Annotated in this window: 18 protein-coding genes, 1 pseudogene and 1 riboswitch; of the genes and pseudogenes, 8 read left to right on the top strand and 11 right to left on the bottom strand. The window is 63.6% G+C overall.

The window, feature by feature from the left end:
- Position 1 precedes the first annotated feature (1 nt).
- The 6 genes and pseudogenes from BMI87_RS00175 to BMI87_RS22740 all read right to left on the bottom strand — a co-directional run.
- On the bottom strand, positions 2-1087 hold the full coding sequence (locus tag BMI87_RS00175; RefSeq protein WP_078519161.1) for an ABC transporter permease: 1086 nt from the start codon (positions 1085-1087) through the stop codon (positions 2-4).
- A gap of 77 nt (positions 1088-1164) precedes the next feature.
- Positions 1165-2526, bottom strand: coding sequence for a CmpA/NrtA family ABC transporter substrate-binding protein (locus tag BMI87_RS00180; RefSeq protein WP_078519162.1), 1362 nt, complete (start codon positions 2524-2526; stop codon positions 1165-1167).
- A gap of 283 nt (positions 2527-2809) precedes the next feature.
- Positions 2810-3988, bottom strand: coding sequence for an ABC transporter substrate-binding protein (locus BMI87_RS00185; protein ID WP_078519163.1), 1179 nt, complete (start codon positions 3986-3988; stop codon positions 2810-2812).
- Positions 3985-4569: an ANTAR domain-containing response regulator gene (locus BMI87_RS00190; protein WP_078519164.1), complete on the bottom strand. Its 585-nt coding sequence runs from the start codon at positions 4567-4569 to the stop codon at positions 3985-3987. Before BMI87_RS00190 ends, BMI87_RS00185 begins: the two co-directional genes overlap by 4 nt.
- 499 nt (positions 4570-5068) lie before the next feature.
- Complete coding sequence (locus tag BMI87_RS22430) at positions 5069-5230, bottom strand: hypothetical protein (protein ID WP_168175129.1); 162 nt, start codon at positions 5228-5230, stop codon at positions 5069-5071.
- A gap of 306 nt (positions 5231-5536) precedes the next feature.
- A pseudogene (locus BMI87_RS22740) lies at positions 5537-5638 on the bottom strand (cold-shock protein); the annotation flags it as partial.
- A gap of 662 nt (positions 5639-6300) precedes the next feature.
- On the opposite strand from BMI87_RS22740, the gene BMI87_RS00195 reads away from it, so the two are divergent.
- The 4 genes from BMI87_RS00195 (at position 6301) to BMI87_RS00210 (ending at position 8794) form a co-directional block, all read left to right on the top strand.
- Positions 6301-6570, top strand: a complete 270-nt coding sequence (locus BMI87_RS00195) for a DUF982 domain-containing protein (protein WP_078519165.1) — start codon at positions 6301-6303, stop codon at positions 6568-6570.
- A 124-nt stretch (positions 6571-6694) separates the two neighbouring features.
- On the top strand, positions 6695-7360 hold the full coding sequence (locus tag BMI87_RS00200) for a 1-acyl-sn-glycerol-3-phosphate acyltransferase (protein ID WP_078519166.1): 666 nt from the start codon (positions 6695-6697) through the stop codon (positions 7358-7360).
- A 219-nt stretch (positions 7361-7579) separates the two neighbouring features.
- Positions 7580-8485 carry a 23S rRNA (adenine(1618)-N(6))-methyltransferase RlmF gene (gene rlmF / locus BMI87_RS00205; protein WP_078519167.1) on the top strand — a complete coding sequence of 302 codons (906 nt, stop codon included), beginning with the start codon at positions 7580-7582 and terminating at the stop codon, positions 8483-8485.
- Between the two features lie 69 nt (positions 8486-8554).
- Positions 8555-8794 carry an SIP domain-containing protein gene (locus tag BMI87_RS00210; RefSeq protein ID WP_078519168.1) on the top strand — a complete coding sequence of 80 codons (240 nt, stop codon included), beginning with the start codon at positions 8555-8557 and terminating at the stop codon, positions 8792-8794.
- 57 nt (positions 8795-8851) lie between these two features.
- On the opposite strand, the gene tenA is transcribed toward BMI87_RS00210, so the two are convergent.
- From tenA to thiM, 4 genes are read right to left on the bottom strand one after another with little or no spacing between them, the layout of a single operon-like run.
- Complete coding sequence (gene tenA, locus BMI87_RS00215; RefSeq protein WP_078519169.1) at positions 8852-9523, bottom strand: thiaminase II; 672 nt, start codon at positions 9521-9523, stop codon at positions 8852-8854.
- Positions 9520-10323: a bifunctional hydroxymethylpyrimidine kinase/phosphomethylpyrimidine kinase gene (gene thiD, locus BMI87_RS00220; protein ID WP_078519170.1), complete on the bottom strand. Its 804-nt coding sequence runs from the start codon at positions 10321-10323 to the stop codon at positions 9520-9522. The genes tenA and thiD overlap by 4 nt, the downstream gene beginning before the upstream one ends.
- Complete coding sequence (thiE, locus tag BMI87_RS00225; RefSeq protein ID WP_078519171.1) at positions 10320-10931, bottom strand: thiamine phosphate synthase; 612 nt, start codon at positions 10929-10931, stop codon at positions 10320-10322. The genes thiD and thiE overlap by 4 nt, the downstream gene beginning before the upstream one ends.
- Positions 10928-11716: a hydroxyethylthiazole kinase gene (gene thiM, locus BMI87_RS00230; protein WP_078519172.1), complete on the bottom strand. Its 789-nt coding sequence runs from the start codon at positions 11714-11716 to the stop codon at positions 10928-10930. Before thiM ends, thiE begins: the two co-directional genes overlap by 4 nt.
- Before the next feature lie 61 nt (positions 11717-11777).
- A riboswitch (TPP riboswitch) is annotated at positions 11778-11872 on the bottom strand.
- Between the two features lie 195 nt (positions 11873-12067).
- Here thiM and queC point away from each other — a divergent pair.
- From queC to queE, 3 genes are read left to right on the top strand one after another with little or no spacing between them, the layout of a single operon-like run.
- Entirely contained in the window at positions 12068-12769 is a 702-nt protein-coding gene (gene queC, locus BMI87_RS00235) for a 7-cyano-7-deazaguanine synthase QueC (protein ID WP_078519173.1), read from the top strand.
- Positions 12769-13122 (top strand): 6-carboxytetrahydropterin synthase QueD, encoded by a 354-nt coding sequence (queD, locus tag BMI87_RS00240; protein WP_078519174.1) that lies wholly within the window; start codon positions 12769-12771, stop codon positions 13120-13122. Before queC ends, queD begins: the two co-directional genes overlap by 1 nt.
- Positions 13119-13829, top strand: a complete 711-nt coding sequence (gene queE / locus BMI87_RS00245) for a 7-carboxy-7-deazaguanine synthase QueE (RefSeq protein ID WP_078519175.1) — start codon at positions 13119-13121, stop codon at positions 13827-13829. The genes queD and queE overlap by 4 nt, the downstream gene beginning before the upstream one ends.
- A 47-nt stretch (positions 13830-13876) precedes the next feature.
- On the opposite strand, the gene BMI87_RS00250 is transcribed toward queE, so the two are convergent.
- Positions 13877-15946 (bottom strand): ATP-binding protein, encoded by a 2070-nt coding sequence (locus BMI87_RS00250; RefSeq protein WP_078519176.1) that lies wholly within the window; start codon positions 15944-15946, stop codon positions 13877-13879.
- A gap of 131 nt (positions 15947-16077) precedes the next feature.
- Between BMI87_RS00250 and BMI87_RS00255 the strand changes: the two genes are divergently transcribed.
- Entirely contained in the window at positions 16078-16746 is a 669-nt protein-coding gene (locus tag BMI87_RS00255) for a GntR family transcriptional regulator (RefSeq protein ID WP_078519177.1), read from the top strand.
- The last annotated feature ends 5 nt before the right edge of the window (positions 16747-16751 follow it).

Genomic DNA, 16751 nt, shown 5'->3' on the forward strand with positions numbered 1-16751 from the left:
ATCACCGGTTGTTCGAGAAGGTGAACATCGACTGGATCGCGAACATCAGCCGGTCGAGGATGAAGCCGATGATGCCGATGGTGAACACCGCCACCATGATCCGCGCGAGGCTGTCCGAGGAGCCGTTCTGGAACTCGTCCCAGACGAATTTGCCCAAGCCCGGGTTCTGCGCCAGCATTTCCGCCGCGATCAGCACCATCCAACCAACCCCGAGCGACAGGCGCAGACCGGTGAAGATCAGCGGCAGCGCCGAGGGCAGCACCAGCTTGGTGATCTTCGTCCAGGTGCCCATCTTCAGCACTTTCGAGACGTTCACGAGGTCCTTGTCGATCGAGGCCACGCCAAGGGCCGTGTTGATGATCGTGGGCCAGAGCGAGCACAGCGTGACCGTGATCGCCGAGATCAGGAAGGACTTGGAGAACATCCCGTCGCTCGTCGTGTAGACCGCCGAGACGATCATTGTCACGATCGGCAACCACGCGAGCGGCGAGACCGGTTTGAAGATCTGGATCAGCGGGTTCATCGCGGCATTCGCGGTTTTCGACAGGCCCGCCATGATGCCCAGCGGCACCGCGACGATCGTGCCAAGCGCGAAGCCGAAGAACACCGTCTTGATCGAGGTCCAGATCTGGTCGAGATAGGTCGGCTTGCCGGTGTAGTCGCGCCATTTCACCCGGTCTTCCTTGCCGTCGGCGACCAGTTTGGCGTTACGCGCGTCCTGCCGTTCGTAGAAGGCGGCGGCCTTGTCGCGCTCGCGCAGGTGATCGGCATAGAGGACTTCGGTCTGCTCCCAGACCTGTGCGGGCCCGGGAATGGCGCCGAGCGAGGTCTGCACTTTCGGGGCCAGAACCGCCCAGACGGCGAGGAAGGCGATGATCGCCACCACCGGCACGCCGAGAAGCTGCCAGATCTCTTTCATCTGGGCCTTGGGATTATCGCCGGCCGCGGCGCGCAGAACCGGGGTGACCCAGCTCAGGCCGAGCACCTTGAACCAGCTATCGGCCTTGTTGATGCGGGTGAAGAGACGTTCGCGGCGGGCCTCGCGGGCCTGCTGAGCGGTCAGGGCGTCAGGATCGATGGCGGTCATGGCTTGGCGTCCTTGGGGGAATGTAGAGAGGAAAGGACGGGCGAGACCTCGGCGGCCCCGCCCGCAAGTCAGGGGAGTTACCCTTCGACCTTGTTGCCGACGACTTTCTGGCCCGATTTCAGACCGATCGGCAGGCTGTCGATATAGGCGTTGGGGGTGCGGCCGTTATACTCGACACCGTCGATGATGTCGGAGGTGGGCTCACGGTAACCATCGGTATCCCAAGGGAAATCAGCCTTGTCCGCGATACCTTCATCGACCAGCATCTGCGCGGCCTGAAGGTAGATCTCGGGCTTGTAGACCGACTTGGCGACCTCGTCATACCAGTCGTCGCTCTGGCTCTCGGGGATCTGGCCCCAGCGGCGCATCTGGCTGAGATACCAGACCGCATCCGAGTAGTAGGGATAGGTCGCGTAATAGCGGAAGAAGACGTTGAAGTCGGGAACGTCGCGCTTGTCGCCCTTCTCATACTCGAACGTGCCGGTCATCGAGTTCGCGATCACCTCGGCATCCGCACCCACATATTCCGAGCGGGCCAGGATCTCGACCGCCTCGGGGCGGTTGGCGTTGTCGTTCTCATCGAGCCACATCGCCGCGCGGATCAGCGCCTTGGTCAGCGCGAGCGTGGTGTTGGGGTTTTCCTCGGCGAATTCGGCGGTGATGCCGAAGACCTTCTCGGGGTTGTTCTTCCAGATCTCGTAATCGGTGATCACCGGAACGCCGATGCCCTTGAAGACGGCCTGCTGGTTCCACGGCTCGCCCACGCAATAGCCGTAGATCGTACCGGCCTCGAGGGTCGCGGGCATCTGCGGCGGGGGCGTCACGGACAGCAGCACATCGGCGCCGATCTGGCCCGACACGTCGTCGGGCGAGTAATAGCCCGGCTCCAGACCGCCCGCGGCCAGCCAGTAGCGCAGCTCGTAATTGTGGGTCGAGACCGGGAACACCATGCCCATGTTGAAGGGCTTGCCTTCGGCGCGGTAGCTCTCGACGACAGGCTTGAGCGCCGAGGCCGAGATCGGATGCACGGGCTTGCCCGCGTCATCGACGGGGATGTTCTTCTTCATCTCTGCCCAGACCTCGTTCGACACGGTGATGCCGTTGCCGTTCAGGTCCATCGAGAAGGGCGTGATGACATGCGCCTTGGTGCCGAAGCCGATGGTCGCGGCCAGCGGCTGACCGGCGAGCATATGCGCCCCGTCCAGTTCGCCGTCGATCACGCGGTCGAGCAGAACCTTCCAGTTCGCCTGCGGCTCGAGCGTGACGAAGAGACCTTCATCCTCGAAATAGCCCTTCTCATAGGCCACCGCGAGCGGCGCCATATCGGTGAGTTTGATGAAGCCGAATTTCAGCTCGTCCTTCTCGACATCGAGCATTTCCGCCAGCGCGGGGCTGACAAGGCAGGTGGTGGTGGCAATCGCTGCCAGAAGCTTTTTCATCGTTACGGTCCCTGTTGCATCGTCATGTGCGTCGAAAACGAAAAAGCCGCCCGACCCGAGCGCACCACTTCCAAGGGAGGAGGAAGATCTGCGATCAGGGTCGAACGGCTTTGTTCGGAGCCTCACAGCGATGCGAGGCGGAATATGTTGGAAATCGAAACGCCCTTGCTTCGATAGGACCAGAAAACGAGTTTTGCACCCGCAGCGTCAACAATTGGGTTTCATGCTGCGCCTGCGAAGAGCTGATTTTCTGCAGCGCGCTTAGAAAATGCTCACGAAACCGTCATGAATTCGCGAAAGGATCAAAAATCCAGCCGTCGAAGAACGCATCGCTCGGCAGAATCACCTGCCCCTGAATGGCCGGGATGGCGCCCGGAGCGGTCAGCGCGCCTTCGATCTTGTCGCGCGCCTCAGGCAGATCCGCCCCCAGATCGGCGAGATTGCGGGTGTAGAGATCGGTCCGGCAGATCGCACGCGCCGAGGCCATCGCCTCCTCGCGCGACAGCCCCAGTCTTGTCGCGAGCCTTGCCGCCACGAGCGCACCCTGCGAGGCCCAGGGGTAGCCCGCCGCGCCGGTCTGGAAGCTCATGTAGCCCGGCACGCTGCGCATCTCGCCCCGCGGCGAGATCACGAGATTGCCGGTCAACGTCCGTTCTATCAGTTCCGGCGGCAGGTCGAGATAGTCGCGCCGGGCAAGCAGCTCGGCCGCCGTCAGAAGGTTGCGCTCATGTCCAAGCCATCGCCCGGCCTGCCACACCGCCCGCATCAACCGCCGCGTCAGCCCCGGCTCGGCTTCTGCCCAGTCGTGGCGCACGGCCAGAACCTTCTCCGGCGCGTTGGCGCGTATCGCCGTACCAGGCAGCAGCATTTCACCGACCCGGTTCTCCACCGCGATAGAGCCCCAGGGCGCGCCCACGCAGAACACATCGATCTCGTCCGCCGCCAAGGCCTCGGCCATCAAGGGCGGCGGGACGGTGTGAACGTCGAGATCCTGCGGCGCGCTCAACCCGATCGCACCCAGCCAGTGATACAGAAGCTCCGCATGCATCGAGAACGGGAACGGCACGCCGATGCGCAAACGGCCCGCCGCGCCCGCGATCAGAGCCTCGCCCGCCGCGCGCGCATCCGCGAAATCGAACCCGTAGCCCTGCGACCGCATCCGATCGGCCAGCGCACGCGACACGCCAATCGAATTGCCGTTATGCGACAGGATCTGCAGGATATCGATGCGCGTGTTGAACCCGCCCAGACCCAATGCGGCGGCAATCGGCATCGGAAACAGCATATGCGCCGCCTCGAGCCGCCCCAACATCAGTTGATCGCGCAAGGTCGACCAGCTCGGCGCGGCATTGAGCGTCAGCGCGAGCCCCTCTTCCTCGGCGAAACCGATCTCGCGCGCGATGATCAGCGGCGCCGCATCGACGAGCGGGATATATCCGACCGAAATCGGCACACCGCTCATGACAGGAGCCCCGCGGCCGTCACCAGCGCATGGGCGACATCCGCGACCCGCCTGCCCTGATCCATCGCCGTCCTGCGCAGCAGCGCATAGGCCGCGTCCTCGTCGATCCCGCGCGCCTTCATCAAAAGCCCCTTTGCACGGTCGATCACCTTGCGCTCTTCCAGCGCGCGCCGGGTTGTCTCCAGCTCGGTCCGCATCCGCTGCACCATGTTGAACCGCGCAATCGCGGCGTCCATGATCGGCTTGATGCGATCCGCGCGCAGCCCGTCGACCACATAGGCGGAGACGCCCGCATCGATCGCGGCCTTCGTCGCCCCGTCATCCGAACGATCGACGAACATCGCCACCGGACGCTCCAGCGGCCCCGAAGCCAGCGTCAGCTCTTCGAGCATGTCCCGCGAGGGGCTTGCCATATCAACGAGCACGATATCGGGATTGATTTCGGAAATCCGCCGCGCAAGGCCGGTCGTCTCGGGGATCACGGTGATCTCAAAGGAGCCCGCTTCGCGCAGGCTGTCCTCGATGAGCCCCGCGCGCTCCGGGTCTGTTTCAATCACGATGATGGATAGGGCTTCGGGCATCGATCACATTCGTTTTCCGTTACGACCCGCATAGAGCCGGCAGCCAAACATGCGAAGCACGGACCTATATTGGACAAGCTCCAATTCACGGCTGACGGATTGGCGGTCAGCTTTCGAGCTCGATGCCTGATTTTTGTGCAACCCGAGGCGCGTGTCTGACCATTCCAAAAGACAGAGATCCGGCGCGGCCCGGTCTGGGAATTTGCCCCCAGTTCATTCGTCTGGTCACACTATGGAGACTTATCTTCGTTGTCGGCGCGAAGCCTGCCAAGCGAATGCTCCGAGCATTTGTCCTTATCAGCTCTGCGAAAAGTCTGCTGACAAAGTCGCCTGTTCAACCACCCGGCTGACCCGCCTTTCAAAAAAGCGAAGCGGCAGGAGTTTCCCCCTGCCGCTCCACGTCCCGGCACGTCGTGTGGCGAGCATCGGCCGGTTCGCGTAGAACCTCACATCGCTCAGCCTTCATGCCGGGAATTCCGGTCCTGATCTTCGCGAAGCCCTATTTCTGGGCGCTGCGCGACGCTGTGCTTTCCCCGTTCGCAGCTTTCTCTTCGGACAGAGTCCGGAAGAAATGAGGCCAGGCGAGGGCGGCATGGCCCTTGTTGTTCGCGATGTCATTCGTCTGGGGCTTCTTGCCCGTTTGTATTTTTTCGATAGCCATGTTCGGCCCTCCATTTTACCCGCGAGGGATACTCGCGGAATTCCTCTGGATGACCGAAAGCTTCGGTCAGTTTCGCTCGTGTCTCGGCGGTGCCTCCTAGGATGAGGCGCAACGCGGCGCCCGTCCGGTCCCGAGCCGTCGGGGCTTTCGGGGGCAGATCACGGAAGACGCCGTCGAAGTCGTTTTTGCGGGGCATAGTCCCGCTCTGGTCGCGAAATCCGGTCTGAAGACCGGCTACGGAACCGCATCAGCTGGTGCCAGATTGCGGGCGGTCTCACGGCCGTCGCGTCCGGTTCCGAATTCTCAGGTAACGGCCTGTCCGTCTTCGCGCAGAGAGAGACCTGCACGCGCAAGGGCCGAGATGTGGACGAAGATATCCCGTCTGCAGAATTGATCAGCCAAGCTCAGTCATTTCAGTAGGAAGACCGGAGCCGGCAGAGAAGAGAAATTACAGATGAGACGAGCGTAGTCCGGTATACCTAAGTGACCGCGGCCCCTTTTGCAAAGGAAATCAGCAGCGAGCGAACGGCACGCACGGCCACGTCTTTCCGAGCGCGCAATTTATATCTCGTACAATCAAGCCGTTGCGCGAAAATTCAGACGCCGAAACGCAATTTCCTCGTAATTTGGGCGCAAATCCCTTATGTCTGCACTCGCATATCTTAATTCTCGGACCCTGTTCCTCCCGGCTCAGCGACGATCTTGAGCTTTGTCGGGCCGCAGCTTTTCAAAGGCGGCAGTAAGGAAAAGGAGCTTCCCATAGGCCCATGGTGCCGTGACGCCGTTCGAGCAGACCAACCCATTCAGCCCTCCTACCGGGATGAACTTGGTCGATACCGCAATTTCTGCCCCTCGCGACCTCCACGAGAGCTTCGCATGTCAGAGGGGCCGGACCGTGATCCGCGCGCATTGACGCTGACGCCTCGCGATCCGCTTGGGATACCAAACCGGCGCGCCCTCGCGCGCAGACCTAATTCACCGCATAGAAACGGCTTAGCCCGCACTATGCCTCCGTGATCGCGCGACCGTTCAAATCGGAGCCGTCACGACCGCTTAGAAAGATACGAACCTTGATCGAAATTTACTGGGGCAAACCCATCTCCCTCGTCGTGTCGCCGGACGGCGACGTCAAAACCTTCAGCACCATCGAACAGGTGCACTACTGGCTGCGCGAGAAATGGCCGGTCACTGATACCGCACAGATCCGTGCAATTGACCGCGTCGAAGCGGCCATGGAATGTCTGGGCACCGTGGGCGACGCGCGCAGCGCGTTCCTCGGGGCCGCGACCACCGCCGGCTTTTCACCATTCGAAACCATGGATCACCCGATTGCAGCCTGATCACACAGCACATACGGCGTCGCGCGCGCGACGCGGACGGGCCGGCTCGGCCCCGAGGTTCGAAGGCCTGCGCTCAAAGCTCTTCGACGTAGCCTTCGGGGCGTGGACGGCACTGCAAGCGCCGATGATCCCGGTCCTCGCGCTGGCGCGGCGCCCCCGCCTCGTGCGCGCCGCCGTGCGGGTCTGGACCGGCGGGGTCTTCGCGCTCGCACGAGGGATCCTGCGGTTGCGCGTGCGCGAGCAAGGGCTCGAGAACAAGCATCTCGACAGCCCCTGCATCTATGTCTGCAACCACCAATCCACATGGGAGACGCTGGCCTTCAACCAGCTCGTGCCCGATGTCTGCATCATCGCGAAACACGAATTGCGGCGTATCCCGATCTTCGGCTGGTTCCTCGAACATTCACCGATGATCCTGATCGACCGCAGCGGCGGCGGGCGTGCCCTCGCCGGGATGATCACCCAGGCGCGCGAAGAAGCCGCCAAAGGCCGCTCGATCCTGATCTTCCCCGAAGGCACACGGGTCGGCGTGAACGATCGCTGTGAATTCCAGCCGGGCCTGATCGCGCTTTATCGCAAGCTCGGCCTGCCGATCGTGCCGGTCGCGCATAACGCGGGCCATGTCTGGCGCAGGGACGTGAAGACCGGGGGCACGATCACCGTCGCCTATTTCCCGGCAATCCCGCCCGGGCTTCCGGGCGCCGAGGTGAGCGCGCAGGTCGAAGAACTTCTCAATGTCGAGAAAGACCGCCTGCCCCCCTGCACTGCTCTGAGCGACAACGCAAAATAGGTGGCGCCCTTTTGGCAGCGGGCCGCCCTCGCCTCTTGTGGTGCGGCCCCGCTGGCCCCGTCCCTATCGAGCTTCGAATTTCCGACCGCGACACATCCCAGGCATCTTGATATCGGTGACACGCGGGCCGATCAGGCATTTCTCAAGCCGCGATGAAGATCTAAGGTCGACATCCTGTTGGCCGCGCTGCCTCCACCGCTATGCATGAAGGTTCTTTCCATGGCCACCAAACCGATGTTGCACCCGCGCAATCAACACCGGGCGGGGTACGACTTTGAGCGCCTGATCGTGCAAACCCCGGAGCTGGAGGCATTCACGACACGAAACCCGCGCGGTCGGATGACGATCGATTTTGCGGACGTGGACGCGGTTCGCATGCTCAACCGGGCACTCTTGCGGACGCATTACGACATCGATTTCTGGGATCTTCCGGCCACTTATCTGTGCCCTCCGATCCCCGGACGTGTCGATTACATCCACTATCTCGCGGATCTTCTGGCCGAGTGTAACAACCATGAGATCCCGCACGGGCGCGAGATCAAGGCGCTGGACATCGGGACCGGCGCCAGCCTCGTCTACCCGCTGACCGGTCAGCATGAATATGGCTGGGAGTTCACCGGCGTCGATATCGATCCGGTGTCGATCAACTCGGCGGCGGAGATTTGCGACCGCAACGGTCTGAACATCAGCCTCAGACGCCAGTCCGATCCGGAGGACATCTTCAAAGGTGTGATCGGTCCCGACGATATCTTCCATGTCACCCTGTGCAATCCGCCGTTTCACGCGTCCATTGAGCAGGCGGACAAAGGCACCCAGCGCAAGTGGCGGAATTTGGGGAAAGGTCACTCGAAGAAACTCAATTTCGGCGGCCAGAACGCCGAACTCTGGTGCCCCGGTGGCGAAATCGGCTTCATCGCCAGAATGATCGAGCAGAGCACAGGTTTCGCCGATCAATGCCTGTGGTTTACCTCTCTGGTGTCGAAGAAAGACAACCTTCAGCCCATTTCCAGACTGCTGCGCAAAGCGAGGGTTGCCGAGTCTCGGGTCGTCGAAATGGCGCAGGGACAGAAGACAAGCCGGTTCATAGCCTGGACCTATTACCCCGAAGCACAGCGATCCCTATAGGGGGACCGGGTTCGTCGACAGGACGCAAGGGGTGGCGCCTGCTCAAGAGCGACGGGCGCATTCGAAAGGATTTCGGATCACGTCGCGCTCTGGACGCATCGCTCCGACCCAGCGGATCCCGCGCCGCTCCGCCGGTTGCTGGACCGCATTGCCCTGCCGCCGCGAACGTTTGTCTGGATCGCCGCCGAAGCCAGCGTCGCCCGCGCCCTGCGTGACGATCTGATCGCCCGCGGTCATCCGAAGGGATGGCTGAAGGCGGCAGGATACTGGATTGCCGGGCAGGCCGACGGCTCGGCCAAGGACCTGTGAGAGGCGCAGGCCCGCGCGGAGATTTCCGTCGCGGGCCCGAAACCGGGCCCGCGACACTCAAGCCGCAGGCCGCCGCCAGCTTTCGCGGTGGTAAGCGCTGTCCCAAAACCGCCACTCATGCCAGCAGCTGCGGGCGAAGGCCCGGTGCATCCGGTCGCGGGCGGCCTCATCGGCCGTCATACCCAGCCTATCGGTCAGCACCAGCATCCGTTCCACGCTCTGATCGAAAGCCTCTCCCGAATAGGTCGCGATCCAGGCCGCATAGGGGTTCGCGTCCCCGCTGACCTGTGCGATTTCCCGGCCGATGTCGCGATAAATCCAGAAACAGGGGAGTAGCGCCGCCACTGCTTCGGGGAAATCGCCGGTCGTGGCACTGCGCAGCAGGAAGGACACATAGTGATCACAGGCGGCAGAGGGCTCGATCTGCGCGAAATCGTCGGCCGAGACGCCGAACAGCCCCATGTAATGCGCATGCAATTCCCGCTCGACCGCGATCGCGCCGGCCGCCGAACCTGAGAGCTGCGCGACGGTCGGTGCATCGGGGGCCTTCGCGGCGGCCAACGCCAGCGCACGGGCGAAGCCTTCGAGGTAATGGGCGTCCTGAATGATGTAGCCTTGGAACGTTTCCGGATCGAGGCGACCCTCCGCCAATTCGCGATTGAAGGGCATGTCATGGATCTGGCGCTGCAGCGGCGCGGTCGCCTGCGCGAGGTCTTGGGTGAAGCTCATTGGCTGTCCTCCTGAAAAGCGTGGAAATGGTGCACCGGCCCGTGGCCCGATCCGACGGATAGCCGATCCGCCCCGGCAATCGCGGCGTTCAGATAGGCCTTCGCGCGACGGGTGGCCTCCGCGAGCGGCAGACCCGCGCCGAGCAATGTCGCCAGTGCCGAGGACAGGGTGCAGCCGGTGCCGTGGGTGTTGCGCGTCGCGATGCGCGGCGCGTCGAGGCGGAGTTCCTCTTGCTCGGTGACCAGCAGGTCCGGGCTTTGATCGCCCCTCAGATGCCCGCCCTTCAGCAGCACAGCACGCGGCCCGAGCGCGCGCAGCGCATGGGCCTGATCGCGCATCTCATCAAGCGTCGTCGCTTCGGCGCAGCCCAAGAGATCGGCGGCCTCAGGCAGGTTCGGCGTGATCAGATCGGCGCGCGGCAGCAGGCCGCGCAGCGCGGTCACCGCCGCCTCTGCCAACAGCCGATCGCCGCCTTTCGCGACCATCACTGGGTCGAGCACCACCGGACACTCGAGCCCGGAAAGCCCCTCCGCCACGGTCTCGATGATCGCGGCATCGCCCAGCATCCCGATCTTGATCGCGTCGATCCGAATGTCGTCGCGCAGCGAGGCCATCTGCGCCGCGATCAGCCCGGTGTCGCACAGGCTGACCGCCTGCACGCCGCGCGTATTCTGCGCGGTCAGAGCCGTGATCACGCTCATCGCGTAGCCGCCATTGGCGGAAATGGCCTTGATATCGGCCTGAATGCCCGCCCCGCCCGATGGGTCGGAGCCAGCGATGGTGAGGATATTGGGGATCATATGTCGCTCCATGCGCTGCGCAGGGTTCGGGTGGCGCGCGCCATGTCAGGGGCGCGCGAGATGGCGGAAATCACGGCAAGACCGGCACCGCCCGCCTTGCGGATCGCGGGAGCATCGGTCGCGGTGATCCCTCCGATCGCAAGACAGGGAAGATCCGTGCGTGCGGCGATCGCGGCAAAGCCCGCATGGCCGATCGGGGCCGCGTGGTCGGGCTTCGAGCCGGTCGCATGGATCGGACCGACGCCGAGATAATCGACGCCGGGAGGCACGGCGCCGATCTGCGCCTCGGTCTCGATGGAGAGGCCAAGGAGCATGTCGGGCCCGATCCTGCGGCGGATCGCGGCGGGGTCGCCATCGCTCTGGCCGATATGGAGGCCAGCGGCGCCGATCTCGATGGCCACGGCGCCCCTGTCATTCACGATCAGCGGGACATCATAGGGGGCGAGCGCCGAGATCAGCGTCCGGGCGAGTGCTGCGAACTCCGCATCGTAGAGCGTCTTGTCGCGCAGCTGCACCCAGCCCGCGCCGCCCTCAGCCGCAGCGATTGCTTGCGCGATCACCGGCTGCGGGGCGTCCGGGTCGGTGACGAAACAGATGGGCGGGATCATGCAGCCTCGATCCGCGCACCGGCGGTCAAAGCGTCGGCGTCGATGGCATGGAGCGCATCGAGGAAGGCGACCTGAAAGCTGCCCGGGCCTTGGGCGGTCGCGCCAGCGCGTTCACCCGCAAGCCCGAAATAAGCGAGCGCCGCGATCACGGCTTCGAACCGGGGCTGGCCTGCGAGAAAGGCCGCGACGACACCGGTCAGCGAACAGCCCAAAGCGGTGACGCGCGGCATCATCGCATGGCCATTCGCAACCCGCGCAGCGCGCTCCCCATCGGTCACGAAATCGACCGCGCCGGTCACCGCGACCACCGCCCCGCTATGGCGCGCCAAGGCGCGCGCGGCGCCTTCAGCCGTCGCGACGCTCTCAGAAGTGTCCGCCCCTTTCCCCGCACCAGCCTCGCCTGCAAGCGCAAGGATCTCCGACGCGTTGCCGCGGATCACCGTCGGACGCAGCTCCACCAGCCGCGCCCCGAGAGCGCGCCGATAATCCGTCGCGCCGACCGCGACAGGGTCTAGCACCCACGGGATGTCTCTGGCGCGCGCGACCGTGGCCGCCGCCACCATCGCCTCCGCCCATGGCGGCGACACCGTGCCGATATTGATGCTGAGCGCCTGTGCGAGCCCTGCGAACTCGGCCGCCTCTTCGCGCGCATGGACCATCGCAGGCGAGGCTCCCGAAGCCAGCAGCACATTCGCCATCACGTTCATCGCGACATAGTTGGTGATGTTATGAACGAGCGGCGCGCTCTGCCGCATCGTTGCGAGATATTGTCCGGGGTCTTCCATCGCACTCTCCTTGGCTGCGGGCAGCAAGAGGAGTGCGAGTGGGCAAAGGCGGGACTGCGCCTGACCGTCTCACGCGCCTCCCTCCGCCGGCATTATCCGGTTCAGGTTCTAAGGGTTCGTCTCAGCCCGGTTTCCCGAGCGCCCCTGTCGCTTCGCCCAAAGAGGTGACACCGTCGGAGCCGCCCGTCAAGCGGGGTAACGACAAGCGGGGGCCTCGATGGTTCGCGTCTGTCCGGTCGCGCGATCGTGGCGATCTATCCGGCGCGCCGCCCTTGCAGAGCCCTGCCCCATCCTTTAGAGGCCCGCTCAACCGGTCGCAGCCTACCCGGTCATCAAAACAAGGGTTCAAATATGAAGACTCTCGTCATCTGCTCGGGCGGACTCGATTCCGTATCGCTCGCCCATATCGTCGCCGCTGAGGGTAATCTCACGCGGCTCGTCTCCTTCGACTACGGCCAACGGCACCGCAAGGAGCTTGATTACGCCGCCGCCGCCGCGCGCCGTCTTGGCGTGCCGCATCATCTCATCGACATGCGCCCGATCGGGGCCGCGCTGACCGGGTCGGCGCTGACCGACGACATCGATGTGCCCGACGGGCATTACGCCGAAGAGACGATGCGCATCACCGTCGTGCCGAACCGCAACGCGATCATGCTCGCCATTGGCTTCGGTGTGGCCGCCGCAAATGGCGACGAAGCGGTGGCGACTGCGGTGCATGGGGGCGATCACTTCATCTATCCCGATTGCCGCCCTGCCTTCACCGAGGCCTTCGATGCGATGCAGCGCATGGCGCTCGACGGCTATGCCGATGTGCGACTTGAGACGCCTTTCGTGCATCGCTCCAAGGCCGACATCGTGGCCGAAGGGGCCAAACACGGCACGCCCTTTGCCGAGACGTGGTCGTGCTACAAAGGCGGCGAGGTGCATTGCGGGCGCTGCGGCACCTGTGTCGAGCGGCGCGAGGCGTTCCATCTGGCGGGCGTCGCGGATCCGACCGCCTATGCCGATCCGGATTTCTGGGCCAAGGCCGTTGCCGAGAAGGAGGCCCGCTGATGTTCCGTATCCGCAAGGAATTCCATTTCTCCGCCTCGCATCAGCTCTCGCATCTGCCCGAAGATCATCAATGCGCACGGCTGCACGGGCATAATTACATCGTGGTCGTCGAACTGGCCGCCGCGACGCTCGATGAGAACGGGTTCGTGCGCGACTATCACGATCTGAAACCGCTCAAGACCTATATCGACGACACCTTCGATCACCGGCACCTGAACGACGTGATGGACGTGCCCTCGACCGCCGAGAACATGGCCAAGCATTTCTACGATTGGTGCAAGGCGCGCTGGCCCGAGACCAGCGCGGCGTTGGTCAGCGAGACGCCCAAGACCTGGGCGGAATACCGTCCATGACGACGCTGCGCATCGCCGAGATTTTCGGCCCGACCATTCAGGGCGAAGGCGCGCTGATCGGCGAACCTACGCTATTCGTGCGCGCGGGCGGCTGCGACTACCGCTGCTCGTGGTGCGACAGCCTCCACGCGGTCGACAGCGCCTATCGTCACACATGGGCGCCGATGAGTTCCGAGGATGTCTGGGCCGAGCTGCGTCGGCTGTCTGGCGACCGCCCGCTGACGATCTCGCTCAGCGGCGGAAACCCGGCCATTCAGGATTTCGGGCCGCTGATCGCGCTCGGGCGGGCCGCCGGCTACCGCTTCGCCTGCGAGACGCAGGGCTCTGTCGCGCGGCCTTGGTTCGGTGATCTGGACACGCTGGTGCTGTCGCCGAAGCCGCCTTCGAGCGGAGAGCAGGTCGATTGGGACGCCTTTGCCGCGTGCGTGGCGGCCGGAGGTTCGGCCCGCAGCACCGTGATGAAGATCGTGATCTTCGACCGCGCGGATTACGACTGGGCCAAGGCGGCCCATGCCCGCCACCCGGATCTGCCGCTCTATCTGCAGCCGGGCAATCCCGAGGTTGACCCGGAGGTTGCGGTCGATCCGCAGGGTCTGGCCGACCGGCTTGGCTGGCTGACGGACACCGCTATGGCGGACAACTGGTTCGCGCCCCGCATCCTGCCGCAGCTGCATGTTCTGATCTGGGGCAACAAGCGCGGCGTTTGATCCGCCTAGGGTCGGACGCCCCGAACATCACTCGGGCGCGACCCGCGTCACGCAGCGGTGCGGTTCGCGAAACTCGTGACGCGACGCACCATTTCGTCGAAATCGAACGGCTTCAGCAAGACTTCAGTATCCGTAAGCGTCGTGGCCGTTGCCGCTTCCTCGTCATACCCGGTCATGAACATCACTCTGAGATCTTCTCGCGCCTCTCGCGCCCGGGCTGCAAGCTCCCGGCCCGTCATGCCGCCCGGCAAGCCGATATCCGTCAGGAGAAGCGTCACCTCGGGCTGGTCCTGCAGCACCTGAAGCCCGGCCGCCGCATGGGCCGCCTGATAGACCGTGAAGCCCGCCTCTTCCAACGCCTCCACGACGACGAAACGCACGATCGCCTCATCGTCCACAACGAGGATCGTGTGTCCGCCCCCCGTGGCGGGCTCCTCGCTTACAGGCAAATCCACCTCGGCGCGCGCGACCGTCTCGACCGAGCGCGGGAGGAAAATGTTCACGGTCGTCCCCTTCCCCAGCTCGGAGTCGATCGTCGCGCAGCCGCCGCTTTGGCGCGCGAACCCGTAGACCATCGAAAGCCCGAGGCCGGTGCCCTTCTCGCTGGGCTTCGTCGTGAAATAGGGATCGAAGGCTTTCGAGATTTCCTCCGCAGTCATACCCGTTCCAGTGTCGTGCACGGACAGACGCAGGTAGTCGCCGGGCGGAAGCTCCGAGTTCTCGGTCTCGATGGCCTCGTTGGTCGTGCCGATCGTGATCGTGCCGCCATCGGGCATCGCATCGCGCGAATTGATGCACAGATTGAGAAGCGCGCTCTCAAGCTGGTTCGGGTCGACCATCGCGGGCCAGGCCTCTGCGTCGTCCTCCGCCCTTACCAGAATATGCGGCCCGATGGAGTGCCGCATCAGGTCCTCCATACTGCGGACCAGTTGCGGCACGTCGGTCGGCTTGGGCATCAGCGACTGCTGACGCGAGAAGGCGAGCAAACGCTGTGTGACGCTGGCGGCCCGTTCGGTCGACGCTTGCGCGGCTTCGAGATAGCGCAGGATTTCCTCGCGACGCCCGTCTTCGAGCCGCTTTGCGACGAAGTCGAGCGACCCGGAAATCGCCGTGAGGAGATTGTTGAAATCGTGGGCGAGCCCCCCGGTCAACTGCCCGACGGCCTCCATTTTCTGGGCCTGCCGGAGCTCTCCCTCCCGCTGCATGAGCTTCGCGGTCTGCTCTTCGACGCGCTGCTCCAGCGTTTCATTCAGCTTGGACAGCTCGGCCGCCGCCTTGTCGCGCTCTTCGAGAATGGCGCGCCGGTCATCGAGATCCATCAGAACGCCTGCGAAGATGCGCGGCGTTTCGGCCTCCATCCGGCCATTGGCTTCGACCCAGTGATACAGCCCGTCGGCCCGCTTGACGCGAAACTGATATGCATACGGCGTCGTCTGCTGCGTGGCGCGATCGATCGCCGCCATCAGCCCCGGCTTGTCGTCCTCATGAACGTTCACGACAATCTGGTCGATTGTCAGACCTGCAGCGCCTTGCGCGGAATCGAGCCCCATGCTGCGCGAGAATTCTTCATCGAGATCGAAGGTTTCGCTGTCGAGATACCAAACCCAGGTGCCAAGGATCGCCCCGGCCGAGAGCGCGCGTGCGACGTGACGTGCACTCTTTTCCGCGCGGCGCTGGCTTTCGCGTAGTTCGCGCTCTTTGCGTTTGCGCTCGGTGATATCGCGAAACAGAACCGCGACCTGCGCTTTCGCGGCGGGCTCCACCCGCGTCGCGGAAACCTCGATATGCCGCCCGGCCTCGACGAACTCGCGCTCGAACCTCAGAGGCTCTCCGGTTCTGAGCACTTCGCCGTAGATTTTGACCCACTCGGCCCCGTCTTGTGGGGCGACATCGAACACGGTCTTGCCGACGATACCGTCGATCCCGGTATGTCTTTCGTAACCGGAATTGGCTTCGATATGGACATAGTCGCTGAGGGGCCCTCTGGGCCCGTCGATGAACTGGATGACGCAGAATCCGTCATCGATCAGCTCCATCAGGGCTTTGTAGCCGGCATCGGGAGCCGCGTCGTCCTCAGTTCCGCGCGCATCACGCCGGAAAGCTTCTTGCCAGGTCACATAAGATCCAATGCAGGTTAATGCGTCTCCACCACTGCCCAGAGATATATCTTTTCCTTAATCTTACAAACATGTTTCCGGTACATGAATGGGGGTGGACGAATTGCTGCTAGAATATTTATCTATAAATTATGACGGATACACCCCATGAAACACATTCGCAGCGCATCGCGCGGATACTTTCGGATCGCATCATTTCAGGTGAGATTCCGCCCGGCGCCCGGCTGAGACAGGACCACATCGCGAGCGAGTTCGGCGCGAGCCACGTCCCGGTGCGCGAAGCCTTTCGCGAATTGCAGGCGCGCGGATTGGCCGAGAGCGAAGCGCGCCGCGGCTTTCGCGTGACCGAGTTCGACGTGGCCGAACTGCGCGAAGTGGCGGAGATGCGCGCCAGCCTCGAACCCTTGGCGCTGCGCCATGCAGCTCCGAACATGACACGCGCAATTCTCCAAAAAGCTGAACAGGTTACGCGTATCGGAGACAGTGCCAGAACAGTCCGTGATTGGGAGGCCGCGAACCGTCAATTCCACCAGTTGATCCTGACACCCTGCGGGATGCCACGACTTCTGGAGACGATCGACAATCTGCAGACGACCAGCGCACGCTTCCTTTTCGCCGCCTGGCGCCGCGACTGGGAAGCCCGCTCGGACCACGATCACCGGATCATCATTACCGCCCTCCACAAGGGGCAGACAGACCTGGCCTGCGCAACCTTGGCACGCCATGTCGGCTGGATAGGAAAACGCAAGTCATCGATAAAAAATGCCGAAGCACACGAGACTTACGTGATTTCTGGATAATTATC

The organism is Thioclava sp. F28-4 (assembly GCF_002020045.1).
Classification (GTDB): domain Bacteria; phylum Pseudomonadota; class Alphaproteobacteria; order Rhodobacterales; family Rhodobacteraceae; genus Thioclava; species Thioclava sediminum.

What these genes read in the sequence shown, in the direction of transcription:
- BMI87_RS00175 (WP_078519161.1), bottom strand. Translation starts at nt 1,087, where the DNA reads ATGACCGCCATCGATCCTGACGCCCTGACCGCTCAGCAGGCCCGCGAG.
- BMI87_RS00180 (WP_078519162.1), bottom strand. Translation starts at nt 2,526, where the DNA reads ATGAAAAAGCTTCTGGCAGCGATTGCCACCACCACCTGCCTTGTCAGC.
- BMI87_RS00185 (WP_078519163.1), bottom strand. Translation starts at nt 3,988, where the DNA reads ATGAGCGGTGTGCCGATTTCGGTCGGATATATCCCGCTCGTCGATGCG.
- BMI87_RS00190 (WP_078519164.1), bottom strand. Translation starts at nt 4,569, where the DNA reads ATGCCCGAAGCCCTATCCATCATCGTGATTGAAACAGACCCGGAGCGC.
- BMI87_RS22430 (WP_168175129.1), bottom strand. Translation starts at nt 5,230, where the DNA reads ATGGCTATCGAAAAAATACAAACGGGCAAGAAGCCCCAGACGAATGAC.
- BMI87_RS00200 (WP_078519166.1), top strand. Translation starts at nt 6,695, where the DNA reads ATGATCCCGGTCCTCGCGCTGGCGCGGCGCCCCCGCCTCGTGCGCGCC.
- rlmF (WP_078519167.1), top strand. Translation starts at nt 7,580, where the DNA reads ATGGCCACCAAACCGATGTTGCACCCGCGCAATCAACACCGGGCGGGG.
- tenA (WP_078519169.1), bottom strand. Translation starts at nt 9,523, where the DNA reads ATGAGCTTCACCCAAGACCTCGCGCAGGCGACCGCGCCGCTGCAGCGC.
- thiD (WP_078519170.1), bottom strand. Translation starts at nt 10,323, where the DNA reads ATGATCCCCAATATCCTCACCATCGCTGGCTCCGACCCATCGGGCGGG.
- thiE (WP_078519171.1), bottom strand. Translation starts at nt 10,931, where the DNA reads ATGATCCCGCCCATCTGTTTCGTCACCGACCCGGACGCCCCGCAGCCG.
- thiM (WP_078519172.1), bottom strand. Translation starts at nt 11,716, where the DNA reads ATGGAAGACCCCGGACAATATCTCGCAACGATGCGGCAGAGCGCGCCG.
- queC (WP_078519173.1), top strand. Translation starts at nt 12,068, where the DNA reads ATGAAGACTCTCGTCATCTGCTCGGGCGGACTCGATTCCGTATCGCTC.
- queD (WP_078519174.1), top strand. Translation starts at nt 12,769, where the DNA reads ATGTTCCGTATCCGCAAGGAATTCCATTTCTCCGCCTCGCATCAGCTC.
- queE (WP_078519175.1), top strand. Translation starts at nt 13,119, where the DNA reads ATGACGACGCTGCGCATCGCCGAGATTTTCGGCCCGACCATTCAGGGC.
- BMI87_RS00255 (WP_078519177.1), top strand. Translation starts at nt 16,078, where the DNA reads ATGACGGATACACCCCATGAAACACATTCGCAGCGCATCGCGCGGATA.